This window comes from Brachyspira hampsonii 30446, assembly GCF_000316195.1.
Lineage (GTDB): Bacteria > Spirochaetota > Brachyspiria > Brachyspirales > Brachyspiraceae > Brachyspira > Brachyspira hampsonii_C.
In genome coordinates, this window is sequence record NZ_JH994111.1 from 328055 (window position 1) to 345687 (window position 17633).

Genomic DNA, 17633 nt, shown 5'->3' on the forward strand with positions numbered 1-17633 from the left:
CTAAAACCTTAAACTGAAACCTATTCTAGGGAATATAGAAAATCTTATTGCCGAAACATAATTTATCCAAGAAGGAAAAGAACTCCAAGCAGGTATGCTGGCACTTAAATCTATTAATCCTCCTCCGAAGAAATTTATTCCTTCTCTAGTATCTTCATATATCCCAGAAAGTCCTGAGCGTACATAATATCCTATTTCAAATAATGATATATCTATATAAGGTTTTACAGGCCATTCTTTAGTAGGAAATAATTCTATACTCCAGCCAAGCTCATAGGAAATGTACATTCCTGTATCAATAGTATGCCTTTTAGTTTTTAATCCTGTAATACCATTTTCTGTTTCTATATCAGATATCAATGTTTCTACACCGAATCTAAAAGTGTTGATAACTTGTCTGTTTTTTCCCCCATAAAATGTTATACCAAAAGTTACAGGAATAAATATTAATGATGCTTTTAATACTGTATCAGAGGATATTAATCCTCCTATATTTCCGAAATCTCCCGCAGAAACCACAGAATCAATTAATCCGCTAGCTTTATCTTTTGGTATATTTAAATTAAATGACATAGATTGAGCACCTACACCAACTTCTATTCCTACTCTTGGATGAACCAATAATGTATATGATACTGTAGGTACATACCAAAAACTGCCTTTTATATCTATAGCATCAATAAATTTTTGATTTTCTCCTAAATCAAATCCAATTAATCCGCTGAATGTCTCAAAATTATCAAACAGAGTATTAATCATAGGCGGAAATAATCCTGCATATCCCGGATTAAGATTTACACTTATCATTTGTCTGCCCTTAATCCAGCTATAAGTATTTGTATCCGATTGCGTAGACAAAGGTATACCATTAGCATATAGATTAATAAATGATATATTAAATACTATAATAGCCATAAGGATTTTTTTCATAATTTTAAGCCTTTTTTATTTTATGATTTACTGCTGTCAGGTTTTATTACTTCAGGATTTCCAAAATGGCTTCCTCCGCTCAAGCCGCTAAGTATATCTTCTATTCTTTTTTTATCTTCTTCACTAACATTACTATTACCTATAACAGTATTTACATCTACATTGTTTGGATCTTTACTTTGCATTATTCCATTAATAGCACCTAATGCATTTTCAGATCCTACTATATTAATTATTTCATCAACAGCTTCTTTTGCTTCTTTATCCATGCTAATTGTACCTAAACTATCTCCTGCAGGTACTGTTACAAGATATCCTCCGTTTCCGTCATTATACACTCCGCCTACTCCCAATATAGGTTCTTCAAATGTATACTCTCCCTTGTTTTCTCCTGAACTAATTGTTAATTTATTTCCATCTACTGTAACTCCAGGCCAATTACCATTTTGCATTTTTCCCAAGAAGAAATCAGGTCCGGGTTCTGTTATTGTAAGTTCTGTTTTTCTGCATGAAAATATGGCTAACAAAATAAAAATTATGGATATATATTTATTAAATTTCATTGTATATTCCTTTGGAAAATAAAAATTATATTCTAATTATATAATTTTTATCAATAAAAACAACTAAAATAAAAATACATCCATTAAACTCGGATATATATACATTAAAATTTAATATTTATGTATCAGAATCGTTTTAAAAATACTTAACAAAATTAAGTATAAAATTATTTAATTTAAAAATTATGAATACAATGTTTTTTATGTTGTATAATTAGCTATTCCGATATATAAATATGCAGTATTTTATAAAGCTGAAATTATAATTAGAAAAATATTCAAATTGAAAAACTATAAGTATTAACCAAATTTGGTTTTGGAATAATTTTATAGTATAATATGAATATGCATTATAAATATTTTTATGAATTGTATTATAAATGCTTGACAGAAAATTTGAATTGAAGTAAAATTCTTTAATACGCATTAAAGAATTAGGGTAAATTTCTTGTCTTATGGAAAAAAATACAGAACATATAACTTGTTTAATTAATCATGAAGAGAGTTTTAAAAGGGTTATTATAAATAGGAATTACAAAACAAAAAGATATTATATAGATTTTTTTGTTGCAGGATATAAATACAATAATGGAAAAGATGTTATAGATTTATTACTTAAAAATGAGCCTATAAATTTGCTTCGTGATATAACTAATCCTTATGATAGATTTGCTATAGCTATTTATGACAGAAGTTTTGATTTTAGACTAGGATATGTTCCAAGTATTATCTCTCCTTTAATATCATATAAACTAGAGGACAAAAGAAATAAAGTATATGCCAGAATAAAGAATGTAAAATTAGATGCTATAGATGAGTGTAAAATAGAAATAAGAGTATTTATAGATATAGATAAAAATAAGAAGAAAGCTGTATGAGATATTATATTGATTATAAAAAAAATATATGATATCATATATTCATTATGAATAAAGTTTCAGTAAAGACAGAGATAGAATTTCAAAAAATTAAAGATAATTATATAAAAGAACCATTCAAACATCGTGTTTATATACTTACAGGTAAAGAAAGACTTTTTAAAAAAGCATTCATAGCAGCTATGCATTCAAGTATGTTTCCAGATGAAGGAGACAGCGAAATGAATTACAGTGTATTTTATGATAAAAATGATGCTGTAGGTTTTACTCCATTAGAGGTAGCAGATACTCCTCCATTTGGCTCTAAATTAAGACTCATTGTAATTTATAAATATAATAATTTTCAGGAAGATTTTTTAGATTATTGCTCAAATCCTTCAAAAACTTCTGTAGTTATACTTGAAACAGAAAGTTCATTAGATGAAGATCCTATATATAAATATTTTTCTAAAAAGAAAGATTCTAATAATATATATTTTATAGATTTTCCTCTTCCTGATGAAAGAGATTTCAGAGGATTAATAAATGCTTATATTATTAAACAAGGTAAAAAAATATCTTCTGAAGCTATAGAATATCTTATTAATAATATAAATTTGGATTATGATTCTCTTTACTCAGAGCTTGGGAAAATATGCAGCTATAATGATAAAGAATATTTAAATGTTGAAGATATAGCGGATTTTACTTATATATCAAAAAATAGGAATATATTTGATTTTTTAGATGCTGTATTTGAAAGAGATAGAAAAAAATGCTTTAGTATAATGCATAGATTGGATCAAGATGCTTCAAATTCTTTAACTTTAATGATGAATAATTTTTTGGCTGTATATTATATGAAGATATTTCCGCCTCAAACTACACTAGGTGAGATAAGTAAATTAACTAAGATTCCTGAGTTTATATTAAAAAAGAAAAAAACTTCATTAAAACTGTTTTCATTGGAGGAGATAGTAAAAATAATATCCAAAATCTCATATTTAAATACTTTAAGTGTTACAACACCTGTTAATATTTTTAAGGCTCATTTTGAATTATTCTTGTTTACAATAACGAAATAATTTTATAATGTATTTTATTTTTAGAATAAAAATTTAATTATAAACTTTATTAATTAATTTTAAAATCATATAGTTATAATTCTTTTATAAAAAATTTAAATGGCTATTTATTATATTTGAAAAAAATTCTGTTCTAGTTTATGATAATTTATATAGTTGTTAATTAATAAAGATTTAAAAAAATATATATATATTTGATTATTTTTATTATTTTATGAAGTTTATAATAGCATAACTATATTTTTTAATTTTTTAAATAAGCAAATATCTTTAATATAAAGATTATATAAATAAATAGATTTTAATTACAAATTTATTTTATATTAATAGAATTTTCTTTGACAAATAATCTTTTATTTTGTATAATATTATATATATTTGGAGGGCGGTTTTTATGTATTTAGTAAATCTTATGGAACAAAAAGTTTCAAAACTAGCAGACTCATACTTAAAAGAAAAAAATATCCCCGTTAATACTAATATGCGTATGGATATAATAGCTTATACTTTGAATAGAGTTCAGCCTCAGTATGTTACAAGTGCCAGAGGAGTTCTTCATAGTTATAATAAAGATACTATACAAAGCAATACAGAAATATTGAGTATTATAGCAGATGCTTGTGAAATAGTTACTAGAAGAAAGGAAAATACATTACTTGAGTCGGTTCCTTCTATTGATGAGAGCGGATATTATTTAACTTATCCTAGTATAATGGGCAATATTACAGCTTCTAATAATTTTGGTAAAATAGAAAATGCTTTAGTTTATATATTTTCTGAAGGCAAAATACTTCAAGGTTATGGGGTTAATTTTCCCAATCCTGCTATAGTATCAAGCAATGTTCCAGGTAAATTTATGTTCTGCTTTATGCCGAAAAAAGTTGATTCTAACGCTGAGGTTGAAGTTAAGCTTAATATTGTTATAGAATCAGAAAAGTTTATGCAATATGAAAATGTATTAACTTACAAGTTGAAACCTTCATACTACAATGCAGGAGATATGCCTCTATTTTGTATAGAAGAGGTTAATGATATACTGCTTATAGAAAATCATAATATAGCTAAGTAACTATAATTATTTACCACTGTCAAATATATGCTGTTTGTTTAGAGATTTGAAGAGAAGTTGATGAAAGTAATTAGATTTATAGTATTTGCATGTTTTTTGGTTATTTTTATAGTTATAGCAAACATAATTCATAAGAATATTAATTCGTATGAAGCTGCAGACATAAAAAATCCTTTTACTTATTATAATTTGATAACATATAGTAATAATGAAATTAAGTCATTAGCTTCTTTATCATTTAAAGATTCATTTGAAAGTTTAGCTGAAATGTTTGATATAGATGTTTCCTTTGCAGTAAATAATATACTAAAAAAAGATATAAAGATTAGAGAAGATGATGCTCAATTAGTTGTATTTACCGGCGGTAATTATATAATGCAGATAACTATTAATAGCAGCTATAATGTTGATACTTTATTTGAGAATATATTGAATAGTTTGTATTCCAATAATATACAATTAGAAAAGTATTCTTTAGATGATGAAGAGGGTAATATTTTAGCTGAAATCTATACTCATAAAACTGATAATTATAAAATAGTCATAACGAAGAGTTATATATCAAATTCTAGTAATTTATCCATAGATTATGTTAATTTATTGGAATTATGATATTTTTTCTGTATTATTTGTATAAAAAATTATTTTTTTCTTGACAAATAATTTACTTGATATAATATTACTAAATAAGATTAATTATTAATTGCTTTAGTAAGGAAATTAGGTTATGAATAATACAAGAAATACAATACAAAAGCAGGTGATTTTAAATGCTGTAAGAGAGCTAAAAAATCACCCAACTTCAGAAGAAGTTTATAATTATATAAAACCAAACTTTCCATCTATAAGTTTGGGTACAGTGTATAGAAATCTAAATTTGCTGTCAGAAACTAAAGAGATTCAAAAATTATCTATAATAGATGATGCTGTTCGCTTTGATCATATAACTAACGATCATTATCATTTTCAGTGTGGTAAATGTAAGAAATTGATGGATATACCTATGGAATATCAGAAAAAACTAGATGAATTAGTTTCCAAAGAATATGATGTAGATGTATTTAAACATGATATTGTATTTACAGGTACTTGCAAAAATTGTAAAGATTGTTAATTAATTTGTGAATGTTCATAGCATAAATTTATTATGATTTTTATTTTTTGATGATTAAGTATATTGAAAGTCTTGATTTTAATATTTATATTTTATATACTATTTATATAACATTTTAAATTTAAGGAATAATTATGTCAAAAGGCTATTTAGCTTTAGTGCTGCATGCTCACTTACCTTATGTGAGACACCCTGAACATGAAAATTTTTTGGAGGAAGAATGGCTATATGAAGCTATCACAGAAACTTATATACCTCTACTAGATGCTTATGACAGAATGGTTAATGACGGCGTTAACTTCAAGATAACTATGAGCGTAACTCCTCCTCTTATGAATATGCTTGCTAATGAATTGCTTCAAAATAGATATGTTAATTATATAGAGAAGTTGATAAAATTATCAGAATTGGAATGTGAAAGAACTTCATTAGATCCTAGTTTTCATCATACTGCTGAGTTTTATAAAAATAAGTTTAAAAAGATAAGAGATATTTTTGTTTATAAATATAATAAAAATTTATTGAATGGTTTCAGATACTTTTTAGAGAGAGGGAATTTAGAGATAATTACCTGCGGTGCAACACATGGATTTTTCCCATTTATGCAGGAATATCCTAAAGCGATAGAAGCCCAATTAAAAATGGCTGTAAAAACCCATGAAAAACATTTAGGCAGAAAGCCTACAGGAATATGGTTAGGCGAATGCGGTTTCTTTCCCGGACTTGAAAAGCATCTTGCCAATAATGGCATTAAATATTTCTTTGTTGATACACATGGTATAATGTATGCTGATAAAGTACCTAAATACGGAGTTTATGCTCCTTTATACTGTTCAAGAGAGAGTAGGGTAGCAGCTTTCGGAAGAGATATAGAGAGTTCAAGAAGCGTGTGGAGTGCCGAAGTAGGTTATCCGGGAGATTTCAGATACAGAGAATTTTATAGAGATATAGGTTATGATTTGCCTTTCGAGTATATTAAAGATTTTATACAGAGCAACGGACTTAGAAAAAATACAGGAATAAAATACTATAGAATTACAGGAAAAGACTGTCCAAAAGAGCCTTATAATCCAGAGTGGGCTATGGAGGCAGCTGGAGAGCATGCCGGAAACTTTATGTTCAACAGAGAAAAACAAATTGAGTATTTAGATTCTGTTATGGACAGACCTCCTATAGTTGTATCTCCTTATGATGCTGAACTTTTTGGGCATTGGTGGTATGAAGGTCCTATGTTCATAGAGTTTTTAATGAGAAAGATACATTATGATCAAAATACTATAGAAACCATTACTCCTAAAGAATATTTAGAAAGACACCCTGTAAATCAAATATCAATGCCTTCAATGTCAAGCTGGGGAGCTAACGGATACGGAGAAGTTTGGCTTAATGGTACTAATGGCTGGATATACAGACATTTACATAAAGCTGCTGAGAGAATGATAGAATTAGCACATGATTATTATAATGAAACAGGTCTTTATGAAAGAGCATTGAATCAGGCAGCAAGAGAGTTGTTGCTTGCTCAAAGCAGCGATTGGGCTTTCATTATGCATACAGGCACTATGGTTGAATATGCTGTTAATATGACAAAATTATATATAAAGAGATTCACAGACCTCTATTATGCTATTAAAAACAGAGATTTAAATGAAGAATGGCTAAGAAAAATAGAGTGGCGTGATGATATATTCCCAGAGATGGATTTCAGAATATACAATTAAAATAATTTGATTAGAATAATAAAAGAGTATGTATATTTATAATATGCATACTCTTTTTTAGCTATATAATAGACTTGTTTCAAAACTACTTGACAAATAATTTTATGAGTTTCTTATTTTATGCTAAATTATATAATATTAATTATTAAATAAATCACATGTTTTATATATTGTATAATTTGTTATTTTAATATATAAATATGCAGTCTTTCGCCTGCCGTAGGCACACACAGTGAGGCGTACTTCGTATGCTTCTCGCCTGCCGACACCAAAGGTGGACTTCGTCGGCACGCACGGCGAGGCGTACTTCGTATGTGCCACACCTGCCAAAGGCACGCACAGCGAGGCGGACAGGCGTCACAAAAGAAGTGGGGTTTTGCGTAAGCACGCAGAGCGGTGCACGACTGTGTGCTTCGCAGCAAAGCCCCAACTATAATCAAAAAATATTAAATTAAAAAACTATAAATGTTAATAAATTTAGTTTTGAAACAAGTCTAATAGAATTATTTAAAAGTTACTTGACAATATTAGTTTTGAAACAAGTTTATTTATAAAGATTAAATAATTTTTTAGCATTATAAAAATAACAAATAAAAATTATTCAGCTATAAACTACAATAATTTACTTCTATATTTTTTAATTATGATTGATATTGGTATATTTTTATTTATTTCTTCTTCAAGGTTATAATTGTTTAGTATGTATAGCAACTCATAACCATTGGGCATTATTCTTATATAGGCATCTGATAAATCTTCAATACTTACTGGGTAATAAGGTATTCCTAAGCATTTATTATCATATAAAAGCTGTATATGATTTATAAAATTATTTCTTTTATTTTGATAATCATTTTCTAGTTTTTCATTTGATTCATTTAACTCGTTTTCTGATATTTTATTTTCATTGTATACATCGAATTGTTTTGATAAACTGCTTCCGATTATTTGATAAGAAGAACTATTATATATAAACTCAAAAATATCTTTAATAAGATTAAAATCTATTTTCATGATTGTAATATTATTATAAAAAAATTGGAGATGGCGGGACTCGAACCCGCGTCCTACGAAGCGTACCACATTCGTCTACATAGCATATCTTATCTTTAAGATTTCGCCTTATAGGTAGAAGATAAGCAGAAAAACTACAAGACTAGCATGAATATACTTAATATCAGGCTCATACGGCACCCAATACAAGTTCTATGTGTTTTGGCACCGAAAAAGTAACCCATAGACAAACTACTTAATCAGCGGCAGCTTCAATTAAGCTGCAAGTGCGTATTCGTCTGCACTTATTGTTCAGTATGATATTAACGTGCATACACCTAGCACGACTATGCAAAATATGTTCCAACCATCGCAGTCGAAGCCGGAGCATCCCCTTTCAAAGATCAAATATGTATTTATGATATCATTTATACAAAAATTGTCAATACATTTTTAACATATATTTTTTATAAATTTTATTAGCTTTTTGGAAGAAGTTTTACAGGATCTATAGATCTTCCCTGATAAGAAATTTTGAAATATAATTCACTTCTGTCTATCATACCTGTATTTCCTATATCTCCTATATAATCGCCTTTTTTCACAATATCCCCAAGTTTAACATTTATTTTAGAAAGATGGGCATAAGAAGTATTATATCCGTTTTTATGTTTAAGTATGATAACAGTACCGAATCCTCTTATATTGTCAGCATATTCTACTATTCCGTCATCAGAAGCTACAACTTTATCTCCCACATCTCCTAATATATTTACACCTCTGTTTGCAAGCTTATCAGAAGCTACTCCATATCCTGAAATTATTATTCCTTTATAAGGCCATATAAAAGAACTTTCAGGCAATATACTATCATCATTAAAAGAGTATGGGACCATTTTTGCCATTTTTATTTTTATATTTGCTCCTGCATATAATTTATATTCATTTGCATTTTTTATATTATTAAGCTGCATCAAATCTCTTAAATCCATTTTATGTTTCTGAGCTATTGAATATAAAGTATCTCCGCTTTGTACTTTATAATTTGATATTACTAAAGCAGTTGTTTTTTTAGGATTAGCATATACTTTAAGAGTATCTCCGACTTTCAAAATATATTTGTCATTTATATTATTTATAGAATATAATTCTACTAAATCCATTCCCCTTGCTAATGCTATTTCGCTTAAAGTATCTCCATTTTTAACTTTATAATTTTCTAAAGTTCTATATGAAGATTGTTTTGAAGAACTGCTTATATTGATATTATCATATATTTTTAAAGTATCTCCGATTTTTAGTACATAATTATTATTAAGATTATTTAACTCAAGCAGATCTTTTAAAGACATAGAATTTTTTAATGCTATTTCTCCAAGAGTATCTCCGTTTTTTACTTTATATGTTTTTATAGTTTTGCTTTGTGCATTAGATGTATTAGCCCTTGCATATATTTTTAATTTTTCGCCTGTTCTTAATTTATATTTTAAAGGATCATCTATATTATTAATTTTTAGAAAATCATTTACGCTGATATCATTTTGGAATGCTATTCCATATAATGTATCGCCGCTTTTAACTGTATAATATTCTATTTCTTTTTCTGTATCTTTTTCATTATTTGTATTATTTTCTTTTTTAGATGATTTCACATACATAGTTTTACCTACATATAGTTTATATTTATCAGGATCATCTATATTATTTATCTTTAAAAATTCGCTTGCTGTCATTCCATGAGAGAAAGCTATTCCATATAAAGTGTCTCCGCTTTTCACTTTATAAGTATCATAACTTTCTGTATTATTATTATTATTGATATTATTATTATTTGAAGCATTACTTTCTTTTTGATTGTTTGCTACTTTAAGAGTTTCTCCCACTCTAAGATTATATTTATTGGCATCTTTAATATTATTTATAGCTAGAAATTCATTAGCAGTCATTCCATGTGCAAATGCTATACCAAATAGAGTATCTCCATTTTTTACTTTATAATCTTTATATGAGTTTCCTTCTTCTCCTTTCAAGCCGAAAACTTTATTATCAGAATCATATACAAGGGTATAGCCTTTTTCTTTAACTTTTAAAATTTCTCCAACTTTAAGTTTATATTTATCAGGATCTTTAATATTATTTATTTTTAAAAATTCATTTGCACTCATGTCATGGGCGAATGCTATTCCAAATAAAGTATCTCCATTTTTTACTTTATAATCTGTATAATCAGCAGCAAAATTTAGAGAAGCGAAAGTGCATCCTATAATAGAAGCATATTTAAAAATATTTTTCATAGTTATTGTTTTCAGTTCAATTCTGAGGTTTTAATTTGCTATTTCAAAAACATCATCCATAGGCGGATCAGAAGGCATAACTGTAACAGTTACCTCTTTAACACTAGACATCTGAGGTCCTATCTTGATTTTTTCTACAAACTCATCAATATCATTTTTAGTCTGTAAATATCCAATGACTTCTACAGAACCGTCATAATTATTCCATACTTTTCCGCTGACTTTCATTTCATCAGCTACCTGTTTGGCATAGTACCTGAAACCTACGCCTTGAACTCTTCCTTTTAATATAATATCTACTTTAAACATATATAGATTATCGGAAATATATTTTATCGAATTTATATGAATAAATAAAAATTGACAATTTATACAAAGGGTTATAAAATATTTAAAATGTATAATATAGAAATTACTATAAAAAATATTGATTTAAAATTTATTTCAAATGACAAGTTATTTTCGCCTAAAAATATAGATATAGGAACATTATCTATGATTGATGAGGTAAATTTTGAAAATGAAAATAAAATTTTAGATTTAGGATGCGGATACGGAGTTGTTGGAATATTAGCAGCAAAGATAATAGGTGATAATAAAGCAGTTATGTGCGATATAGATTCTGAAGCCGTAGAAGCATCAAAGAATAATGCTGTTTTAAATAATGTTTCAAATATCAGTATTGTTCAAAGCGACGGATTAAAAAACATAATTGATAAAGATTTTTCTATGATACTTTCTAATCCGCCTTATCATACGGACTTTTCTGTGGCAAAACATTTTATAGAATCAGGTTTTTACAAACTAGCATTGAATGGTAAATTTATTATGGTAACTAAAAGGCTTGATTGGTATAGAAATAAACTCTCATCTGTTTTCGGCGGTGTAAAGGTGAAAGAGAAAAATGGATATTATATTTTTATATCCGAAAAGAGAAATATGCTTGACTCAAATAAGTTAAAAAAAAGATTAAAAAAAGAGAATAGAGATACTCTTAAAAGTATGACATCCAATAAAAAGAATTATAAATGACCTATTATAGGAAGTCCTGTTATATAAAAAAATAATACATTAGCCAAAAATCCTATTATAGTACCGAAAATTATACCGAATATTACATCAAAAGGATAATGAAGTCCTACATATACACGGCTGAAAGCTATAAGAGATGCTATAGGGTAAAACAGCAAAGCAGAATATAAACTATAGCTTCCCATAGAAAATGATACCGAAAAAGCTACCATTGTATGACCCGATGGAAATGAATGTTTATCAGGCGGATACATAAATGGTATTTTTTTATGCTTTTGATAAGGACGCGTTCTGCTGAAGAAACTTTTTATATATAAAAATAAAAATATGCAGATAAATATTCCTGTTACTGCTCTTGAGAAGTATAAAGGAGCATAATCTATTCTAAACATATAAAATATCAAATAAATTATCATCCATATATATCCGTCTCCCATTCTGCTCATAAATTTCATAAATGTTTTTACAGGACCTTTTCTATTATCTTTAAATATTGTTAAGAATAATTTACTGTCTATATTGGACATAAATCTTATCAATGGAAGATTGTTTATATAGCTGAGCCTTTTCTGCTTTCTTCTCTTTTTGAGAATCTTTTTAATTTTTTTTCTGATTTTTTTATGATTTTTGGGGCTATCATCATTAATATTATTTTGTTTGTTTTCCATAAAAAGAAGTCCGATTTAATGATCTATAATAAAATAACATAAAATATAAATAAATCAACTATTAAAAAATATTACAATATATATTAATTTTAAAATATTTAGTGAATTTTGTAAAGTTTCCGAAAATAAAATAAACATATAAAAAAATTCATTTTTAGGATATGAAAAGGTGCTTGTAGGAAATGATGCTTATGAAAAGTTTATCGATTATATAGAAAATATTATAAACTTTAATTTTTTATCTCATATACCCGGTTCTGATGATACTGTAGAAAGGCAAAGAGAATCTATTATTAATATAGTGAAAAGATCCAATACTAATGAATCTTTTTTAGAATATATATCATATACATATACAATATTTGAAAATGATATAATAAGGCAGATATTATCTATTTCTTGGATTAAAGGAAATGGGGAAGAAGATAAAATGATCAATGATGATAAGTTTGAACTAAATAGTGAAGAATTAGTTAATTATGTATCTATACTTCTAGTTTTAAAAGATATAATGCATACAAGTTATATAGCATCTCTTCCTTTATATTATGAATATAAATATGAGCAGAAAGAGTTTATTGACAAAGCAAGAGAAATGATAGAGCATTCTGTATCTAATATATCCACTTTAGAGAATATTAATCCTATATTTATATCAATAGCGGCAAAAAGTGTTCTTCCTTATTCTATGACAAATGATGAGCTTTCCTCCTCATCTAAGCTTATAGCAATACTTTTTAATTTGTCAAGAATAATGGCTTCATATCCTTATACTGATAAGATTATTGAAAATACTCAGCCTATATTCTCAAGTGCTTTATATAACTTGGTGAATAATGCTTCTTTCTTGGGATTGGATTATAAGATGATAAGAGTGATATACGATAAAGCAAAGATAGGAGAAATAAATTGGAAAAATTAAGTAAATATAATATAAACTTTATAGTATCTGCTATATCCTCTTTAGTTATAATATCAATGTGTGCTTATATGATTTTAAATATACCGTCATATATCATGAAAATATTGATGTTTATAGAATTTTTATGTTCTTTTTATTTTGTATGTGTTTTATTTTACAAAATGAATAAATATTCAAGAATTGAGACTTTTTTTTATTTAATTATATATTTAGTTCCTTTTATACTGTCTATACTTGGACTTTTTTACATAACTAACTTCTTTTCTTTAAACAGAGTATTTTTAAGAGAAAATATTATATCTTCTTTTCTTACTAGAGGGTATCATGTTCTTTTTATTTTTTATATATCGCATATAATATACTTTTTTTATTTGTTTAGTATTGAGAATAAGAATACTTTTTACGCTTTGATATCTTCAAATTTTATTATAGTTATTTCTGTGATAATGGCTGTTATATTTATAGTATTATATGGAATAATAAATTGGGTTTTTGACAATAAGATAATAACTTCGTATGAAGATAAAAAAAATGAAATAATATATGAAGCTGGACTTGCATTTTCTCAGAATGCTGACAGTGATGAACTTGAGTATGAGGGATTTGCTAAAAGTTATGATATGGTTCTTGTATATTATGATAATGAGTTGAAATACAGATCAGAAGATTGGGATAATTTTGAAAGAAGTAATTTGCTTTTTGAAGTTTCTATTATGCAGGGAAACGGATTTTTATTTATGGGAAGCGGAAAGGAATTTATTTATCCATATTACATGTTTATATTAATATATGTGATAATAAATTCTATCATACTAACATGTTCTATAATGTTCTTTAAATTATTCTTAGACAGAAAATTTAATGGCTATGTTAATATTATGATAAAAGGTTTTAAAGAAGATAGTTATATATATGCAATAGATACTGATAAAATGGACGATACAGAAATAAAGAAATTGTCAGAATTATATAATAAAAAACTGCTTACATACAAGTATAGAGAAAGATTTATAAAGATGTTTACAAGATAAAATTTATTCTCTATATAAAAATTTTAGCATCAATAATCAGTTATTATCTATAGTATATAACAATTATTATATCATTTAATATCAGTCTGTTTAATATTTTTTTATTCTATTTAATTAGAAATTACCTGAAACTTTTTTTACATTTTATCGTCTAATATGCTATAATATTAAGATGATGTAAAAATATAAAATTAAGAAAACAATTTATGAAAACAATAATAGAAACAGTTGTAAAAAGACCTGTAACTATACTTATGGTTATTCTATCAGTGATTATTTTAGGTATTGTAAGCCTGTCAAAACTTTCAATAGATTTCATGCCTAGCGTAGAAGTTCCTTATGTAAGTATATATACAAGTTATAAAAATGCCGGTCCTGAAGAGATAGAAAAATCGGTTACCAAAATTATTGAAGGAGCTGTAGCTACTGTAAATGATATAAAAGAAATTACTTCTACATCAAGAGAAAATGCATCGGATGTAACAATAGAGTTTAATTGGGGAACAGATTTAAATGATGCTTCAGAAGATATAAGAGAAGCATTGGAACAGGTTGTAGATTTGCTTCCGGATAATGCAGATAAGCCTGTAATAAGGAAATTCAGTACAGATGATATTTCATTAATGGAAGTTGCTATTTACGGCATAAATGATCAGGCGGCTTTATATAATATAGCGGATAATCAAATAGCACCGCAAATAAAGCAGGCTAAAGGTGTAGCTCAGGCTGAAGTTTTAGGCGGCTTAAAAAATGAAATAAAAATAGATGTCAATTTAAATAGATTAAAAGCATATAATATTAATATAAATGATATAGCTTCTGTACTTTCAAGGGATAATAACAACTTAGTAGGAGGACAGGCGAATCAGGGTTTTTACAGATATACAATAAGAACAATGGGAGAAATAAAAAGTGTTGATGATATAAAAAATACTATTATTGATTTGAAAACAGATGATTCGGGTAATTCTTCTATAGTAAAAATACAGGATTTAGCTGAGGTTTATGAAGGATATGATGATGATGTTAATATAATAAAGATTAACGGTGAAAATTCTATATCTATATCTGTAAGCAAAGAGTCAGGAGCTAATACTGCCGAAGTTTCAAAAAATGTGATAAAGCAATTAGAAGAATATAATTTTCCTCAAGGCATAAAATACGAAATAATGTTTAATACAGCAGACAGCATAAATGAGTCTATAGCAGGTGTTCTTGATGCTGCTTGGCAGGGCGGACTTTTTGCTATTATTGTTCTTATGATATATATGTGGAATATTAGAACTGTATCTATAATAGCTATATCAATACCTCTTTCTATAATAGTAACTTTTACTCTTATGTATTTTATGAATGTAACTTTAAATGTGATATCTCTTTCAGGACTTGTACTTGGAATAGGTATGATGGTTGATAATTCCATTGTAGTACTTGAAAATATATTTTATTACAGACATCATGGCTATGGAAAATATTCATCAGCTATTAACGGAGCTTACAAAGTATCGCTTGCTATTTCAGCTTCTACTTTCACTACTATTGCTGTATTTCTTCCTTTTTTATATATTGAGGGAATGGTTAGTCAAATTTTCAGAGATTTATGTATTACAGTTACAATATCAATGATAGCTTCATTGCTGGTTGCTATTTTAATAGTACCTATGTTCGGAGCAAGACTCATAACAAATAAAAAATTAAAAGTTTTTGCAAAGTTAGAATCTTTAAGCAATAAATATATACATGATAATATGAAAAATATTTATGATAAAATTCTAAGTTTTGCAATAAGACGAAAAAAAACAGTATTAATACCATCTATGGCACTAGTATTTGCAGTAATATTTTTAGGCGTTAAGTTTATTGGTAAAGAGGGTTTTCCTAAAACAGATGAAGGTCAGTTTATGGTTCGCGTAACTATGCCTATAGGTACTAAATATGAACAGACAGAGTCATTTGTTGTGCTTATGGAAAATGATATAAGAGAAATAGTTAAAGATGATTTAATCAAAATTCAGTCAAGGATAAGAAAAGGAGATGAGGCAAATAGTGCCAACATGAGGATAGAATTAAAATCTAAAAGTGATGGAAGAAAAGGAAGTATTGAAGATTATATAGAATTGATAAGAGAAAAACTGCAAATATATCCGGCAAAAATAAATGTTATGGCATTAGGTTCTAGTTCAGGAGGATCATCAGAAGAAGCCATAAAGATAGAGATGCTTGGAGATGATGTTGTACAGTCAAAAGAACTTGGAGATAGAATAGTAAGTGCTATATCAAATATAGAAGGCATAAGAGGGGCTATGGTTGATATTGATGAATCAAATAGAGAGCTTCAAATATATGTTAATAGAGATATTGCCGCTAAAATGGGGCTTAAAGTTAATGATGTTGCAAGAATAATAAATACAAGTTTTGCAGGAAGAACAGCAACTACAATAACTCCTGAAAATTCTGACTTTACAGATGTAGATGTTAATGTTCAGCTTGAAAATATTGATAAGGTTACAATAGATGATGTAAAAAAAATAAGCATACCTGTAAAAGGAGTATTGATACCATTATCATCAATAGCTGACATAGTAAAAAGTTACGGTCCAAATAGAATATACAGAAAGGAGCGAAAGAGGTATACAACTGTAATTGCCAATATTTATGGAAGACCTTTAAATGAAGTTATTACTGAAGTAAGAAATAATATAGATAATAATGTTTTTATACCTAATGGAATATATGTAAATTACGGCGGAGATTTTGAAGATATGAATGAAGCATTCGGACAGTTAATACAGGCTTTGATTTTGGCTTTAGTTTTAGTTTATGCGATAATGGCTAGTCAGTTTGAATCTTTAATAGCTCCTTTTGTAATAGCATTTGCAATTCCTTTTGGATTTGCAGGTTCTCTTATTGCCTTGTTTATAACGAATACAACACTCAATGCTTATAGTGCTATAGGTTTTATAGTTTTAATTGGAATAGTAGTTAATAATGGTATAGTATTAATAGATTATATGAATCAGATAATGCATGAACAGCATATAAAAGGAGATGAAGCTGCATTGCTTGCAGGAAAAAGGAGATTAAGACCTGTACTTATGACAACACTAACAACTATATTAGGTATATTGCCTATGACTTTGGGTATAGGAAGCGGAAATGAAATGTATAAGCCTTTAGCTACAGCTTTATTGGGAGGGCTTGTAGTTTCTACTATGTTTACATTAATTATAGTACCAACAATTTATGCAGCTATTAGAAATAAAATACCGCTTAAAGATTATGATAAAAAGGATAAGGAAAGTGCTAATGATTTTGCGGTTAATAATGCTTTAAATTCAAAATCATGAATATTTT

16 protein-coding genes and 1 other RNA gene are annotated in these 17633 nt (G+C 27.3%); 10 read left to right on the top strand and 7 right to left on the bottom strand.

Annotated elements, in window-relative coordinates; genetic code table 11:
• Both A966_RS06325 and A966_RS06330 read right to left on the bottom strand, forming a co-directional pair.
• Nucleotides 1-930: a hypothetical protein gene (locus A966_RS06325; protein WP_008723726.1), complete on the bottom strand. Its 930-nt coding sequence runs from the start codon at nt 928-930 to the stop codon at nt 1-3.
• 20 nt (nt 931-950) lie between these two features.
• A complete protein-coding gene (locus tag A966_RS06330; RefSeq protein WP_008723728.1) occupies nt 951-1493 on the bottom strand; it encodes a hypothetical protein in 543 nt (180 codons plus the stop codon).
• A 455-nt stretch (nt 1494-1948) separates the two neighbouring features.
• Here A966_RS06330 and A966_RS06335 point away from each other — a divergent pair, with 455 nt between their 5' ends.
• The 6 genes from A966_RS06335 to A966_RS06360 all read left to right on the top strand — a co-directional run bounded on the left by A966_RS06335 (nt 1949) and on the right by A966_RS06360 (nt 7339).
• Complete coding sequence (locus A966_RS06335; protein WP_008723730.1) at nt 1949-2371, top strand: HIRAN domain-containing protein; 423 nt, start codon at nt 1949-1951, stop codon at nt 2369-2371.
• Nucleotides 2372-2418: 47 nt separating this feature from the next.
• The gene (gene holA, locus A966_RS06340) at nt 2419-3435 is read left to right on the top strand and encodes a DNA polymerase III subunit delta (protein ID WP_008723732.1); all 1017 of its coding nucleotides are present in this window, start codon (nt 2419-2421) and stop codon (nt 3433-3435) included.
• 394 nt (nt 3436-3829) lie between these two features.
• Nucleotides 3830-4504 (top strand): late competence development ComFB family protein, encoded by a 675-nt coding sequence (locus tag A966_RS06345; protein ID WP_008723734.1) that lies wholly within the window; start codon nt 3830-3832, stop codon nt 4502-4504.
• A gap of 60 nt (nt 4505-4564) precedes the next feature.
• Nucleotides 4565-5116, top strand: coding sequence for a hypothetical protein (locus A966_RS06350; protein WP_008723737.1), 552 nt, complete (start codon nt 4565-4567; stop codon nt 5114-5116).
• Nucleotides 5117-5231: 115 nt separating this feature from the next.
• Nucleotides 5232-5618, top strand: coding sequence for a Fur family transcriptional regulator (locus tag A966_RS06355; RefSeq protein ID WP_008723740.1), 387 nt, complete (start codon nt 5232-5234; stop codon nt 5616-5618).
• 134 nt (nt 5619-5752) lie between these two features.
• The gene (locus A966_RS06360; protein WP_008723742.1) at nt 5753-7339 is read left to right on the top strand and encodes a glycoside hydrolase family 57 protein; all 1587 of its coding nucleotides are present in this window, start codon (nt 5753-5755) and stop codon (nt 7337-7339) included.
• Nucleotides 7340-7951: 612 nt separating this feature from the next.
• On the opposite strand, the gene A966_RS06365 is transcribed toward A966_RS06360, so the two are convergent.
• From A966_RS06365 to A966_RS06375, 4 genes are all read right to left on the bottom strand, one after another.
• A complete protein-coding gene (locus tag A966_RS06365; protein ID WP_008723744.1) occupies nt 7952-8353 on the bottom strand; it encodes a hypothetical protein in 402 nt (133 codons plus the stop codon).
• A 22-nt stretch (nt 8354-8375) separates the two neighbouring features.
• Nucleotides 8376-8727, bottom strand: a transfer-messenger RNA (tmRNA) gene (gene ssrA, locus A966_RS13275).
• An 84-nt stretch (nt 8728-8811) separates the two neighbouring features.
• Nucleotides 8812-10626 carry a LysM peptidoglycan-binding domain-containing protein gene (locus A966_RS06370; RefSeq protein ID WP_008723746.1) on the bottom strand — a complete coding sequence of 605 codons (1815 nt, stop codon included), beginning with the start codon at nt 10624-10626 and terminating at the stop codon, nt 8812-8814.
• Between the two features lie 30 nt (nt 10627-10656).
• Complete coding sequence (locus tag A966_RS06375; protein WP_008723748.1) at nt 10657-10935, bottom strand: acylphosphatase; 279 nt, start codon at nt 10933-10935, stop codon at nt 10657-10659.
• An 87-nt stretch (nt 10936-11022) separates the two neighbouring features.
• On the opposite strand from A966_RS06375, the gene A966_RS06380 reads away from it, so the two are divergent.
• Nucleotides 11023-11658 carry a class I SAM-dependent methyltransferase gene (locus A966_RS06380; protein WP_008723750.1) on the top strand — a complete coding sequence of 212 codons (636 nt, stop codon included), beginning with the start codon at nt 11023-11025 and terminating at the stop codon, nt 11656-11658.
• Here the strand turns inward: A966_RS06380 and A966_RS06385 are convergent.
• Complete coding sequence (locus A966_RS06385) at nt 11649-12326, bottom strand: phosphatase PAP2 family protein (protein ID WP_008723752.1); 678 nt, start codon at nt 12324-12326, stop codon at nt 11649-11651. The genes A966_RS06380 and A966_RS06385 overlap by 10 nt on opposite strands.
• Nucleotides 12327-12495: 169 nt before the next feature.
• Between A966_RS06385 and A966_RS06390 the strand changes: the two genes are divergently transcribed.
• From A966_RS06390 to A966_RS06400, 3 genes are all read left to right on the top strand, one after another.
• Nucleotides 12496-13248, top strand: a complete 753-nt coding sequence (locus A966_RS06390; protein WP_008723754.1) for a hypothetical protein — start codon at nt 12496-12498, stop codon at nt 13246-13248.
• Complete coding sequence (locus A966_RS06395) at nt 13236-14279, top strand: hypothetical protein (RefSeq protein ID WP_008723756.1); 1044 nt, start codon at nt 13236-13238, stop codon at nt 14277-14279. The genes A966_RS06390 and A966_RS06395 overlap by 13 nt, the downstream gene beginning before the upstream one ends.
• Before the next feature lie 206 nt (nt 14280-14485).
• Nucleotides 14486-17626, top strand: a complete 3141-nt coding sequence (locus A966_RS06400) for an efflux RND transporter permease subunit (protein ID WP_008723759.1) — start codon at nt 14486-14488, stop codon at nt 17624-17626.
• Nucleotides 17627-17633 lie beyond the last annotated feature (7 nt).

Excerpts from the sequence above, each read along its gene's own strand:
- A966_RS06325 (WP_008723726.1), bottom strand. The coding sequence starts at position 930 with ATGAAAAAAATCCTTATGGCTATTATAGTATTTAATATATCATTTATT.
- A966_RS06330 (WP_008723728.1), bottom strand. The coding sequence starts at position 1,493 with ATGAAATTTAATAAATATATATCCATAATTTTTATTTTGTTAGCCATA.
- A966_RS06335 (WP_008723730.1), top strand. The coding sequence starts at position 1,949 with ATGGAAAAAAATACAGAACATATAACTTGTTTAATTAATCATGAAGAG.
- holA (WP_008723732.1), top strand. The coding sequence starts at position 2,419 with ATGAATAAAGTTTCAGTAAAGACAGAGATAGAATTTCAAAAAATTAAA.
- A966_RS06345 (WP_008723734.1), top strand. The coding sequence starts at position 3,830 with ATGTATTTAGTAAATCTTATGGAACAAAAAGTTTCAAAACTAGCAGAC.
- A966_RS06350 (WP_008723737.1), top strand. The coding sequence starts at position 4,565 with ATGAAAGTAATTAGATTTATAGTATTTGCATGTTTTTTGGTTATTTTT.
- A966_RS06355 (WP_008723740.1), top strand. The coding sequence starts at position 5,232 with ATGAATAATACAAGAAATACAATACAAAAGCAGGTGATTTTAAATGCT.
- A966_RS06360 (WP_008723742.1), top strand. The coding sequence starts at position 5,753 with ATGTCAAAAGGCTATTTAGCTTTAGTGCTGCATGCTCACTTACCTTAT.
- A966_RS06365 (WP_008723744.1), bottom strand. The coding sequence starts at position 8,353 with ATGAAAATAGATTTTAATCTTATTAAAGATATTTTTGAGTTTATATAT.
- A966_RS06370 (WP_008723746.1), bottom strand. The coding sequence starts at position 10,626 with ATGAAAAATATTTTTAAATATGCTTCTATTATAGGATGCACTTTCGCT.
- A966_RS06375 (WP_008723748.1), bottom strand. The coding sequence starts at position 10,935 with ATGTTTAAAGTAGATATTATATTAAAAGGAAGAGTTCAAGGCGTAGGT.
- A966_RS06380 (WP_008723750.1), top strand. The coding sequence starts at position 11,023 with ATGTATAATATAGAAATTACTATAAAAAATATTGATTTAAAATTTATT.
- A966_RS06385 (WP_008723752.1), bottom strand. The coding sequence starts at position 12,326 with ATGGAAAACAAACAAAATAATATTAATGATGATAGCCCCAAAAATCAT.
- A966_RS06400 (WP_008723759.1), top strand. The coding sequence starts at position 14,486 with ATGAAAACAATAATAGAAACAGTTGTAAAAAGACCTGTAACTATACTT.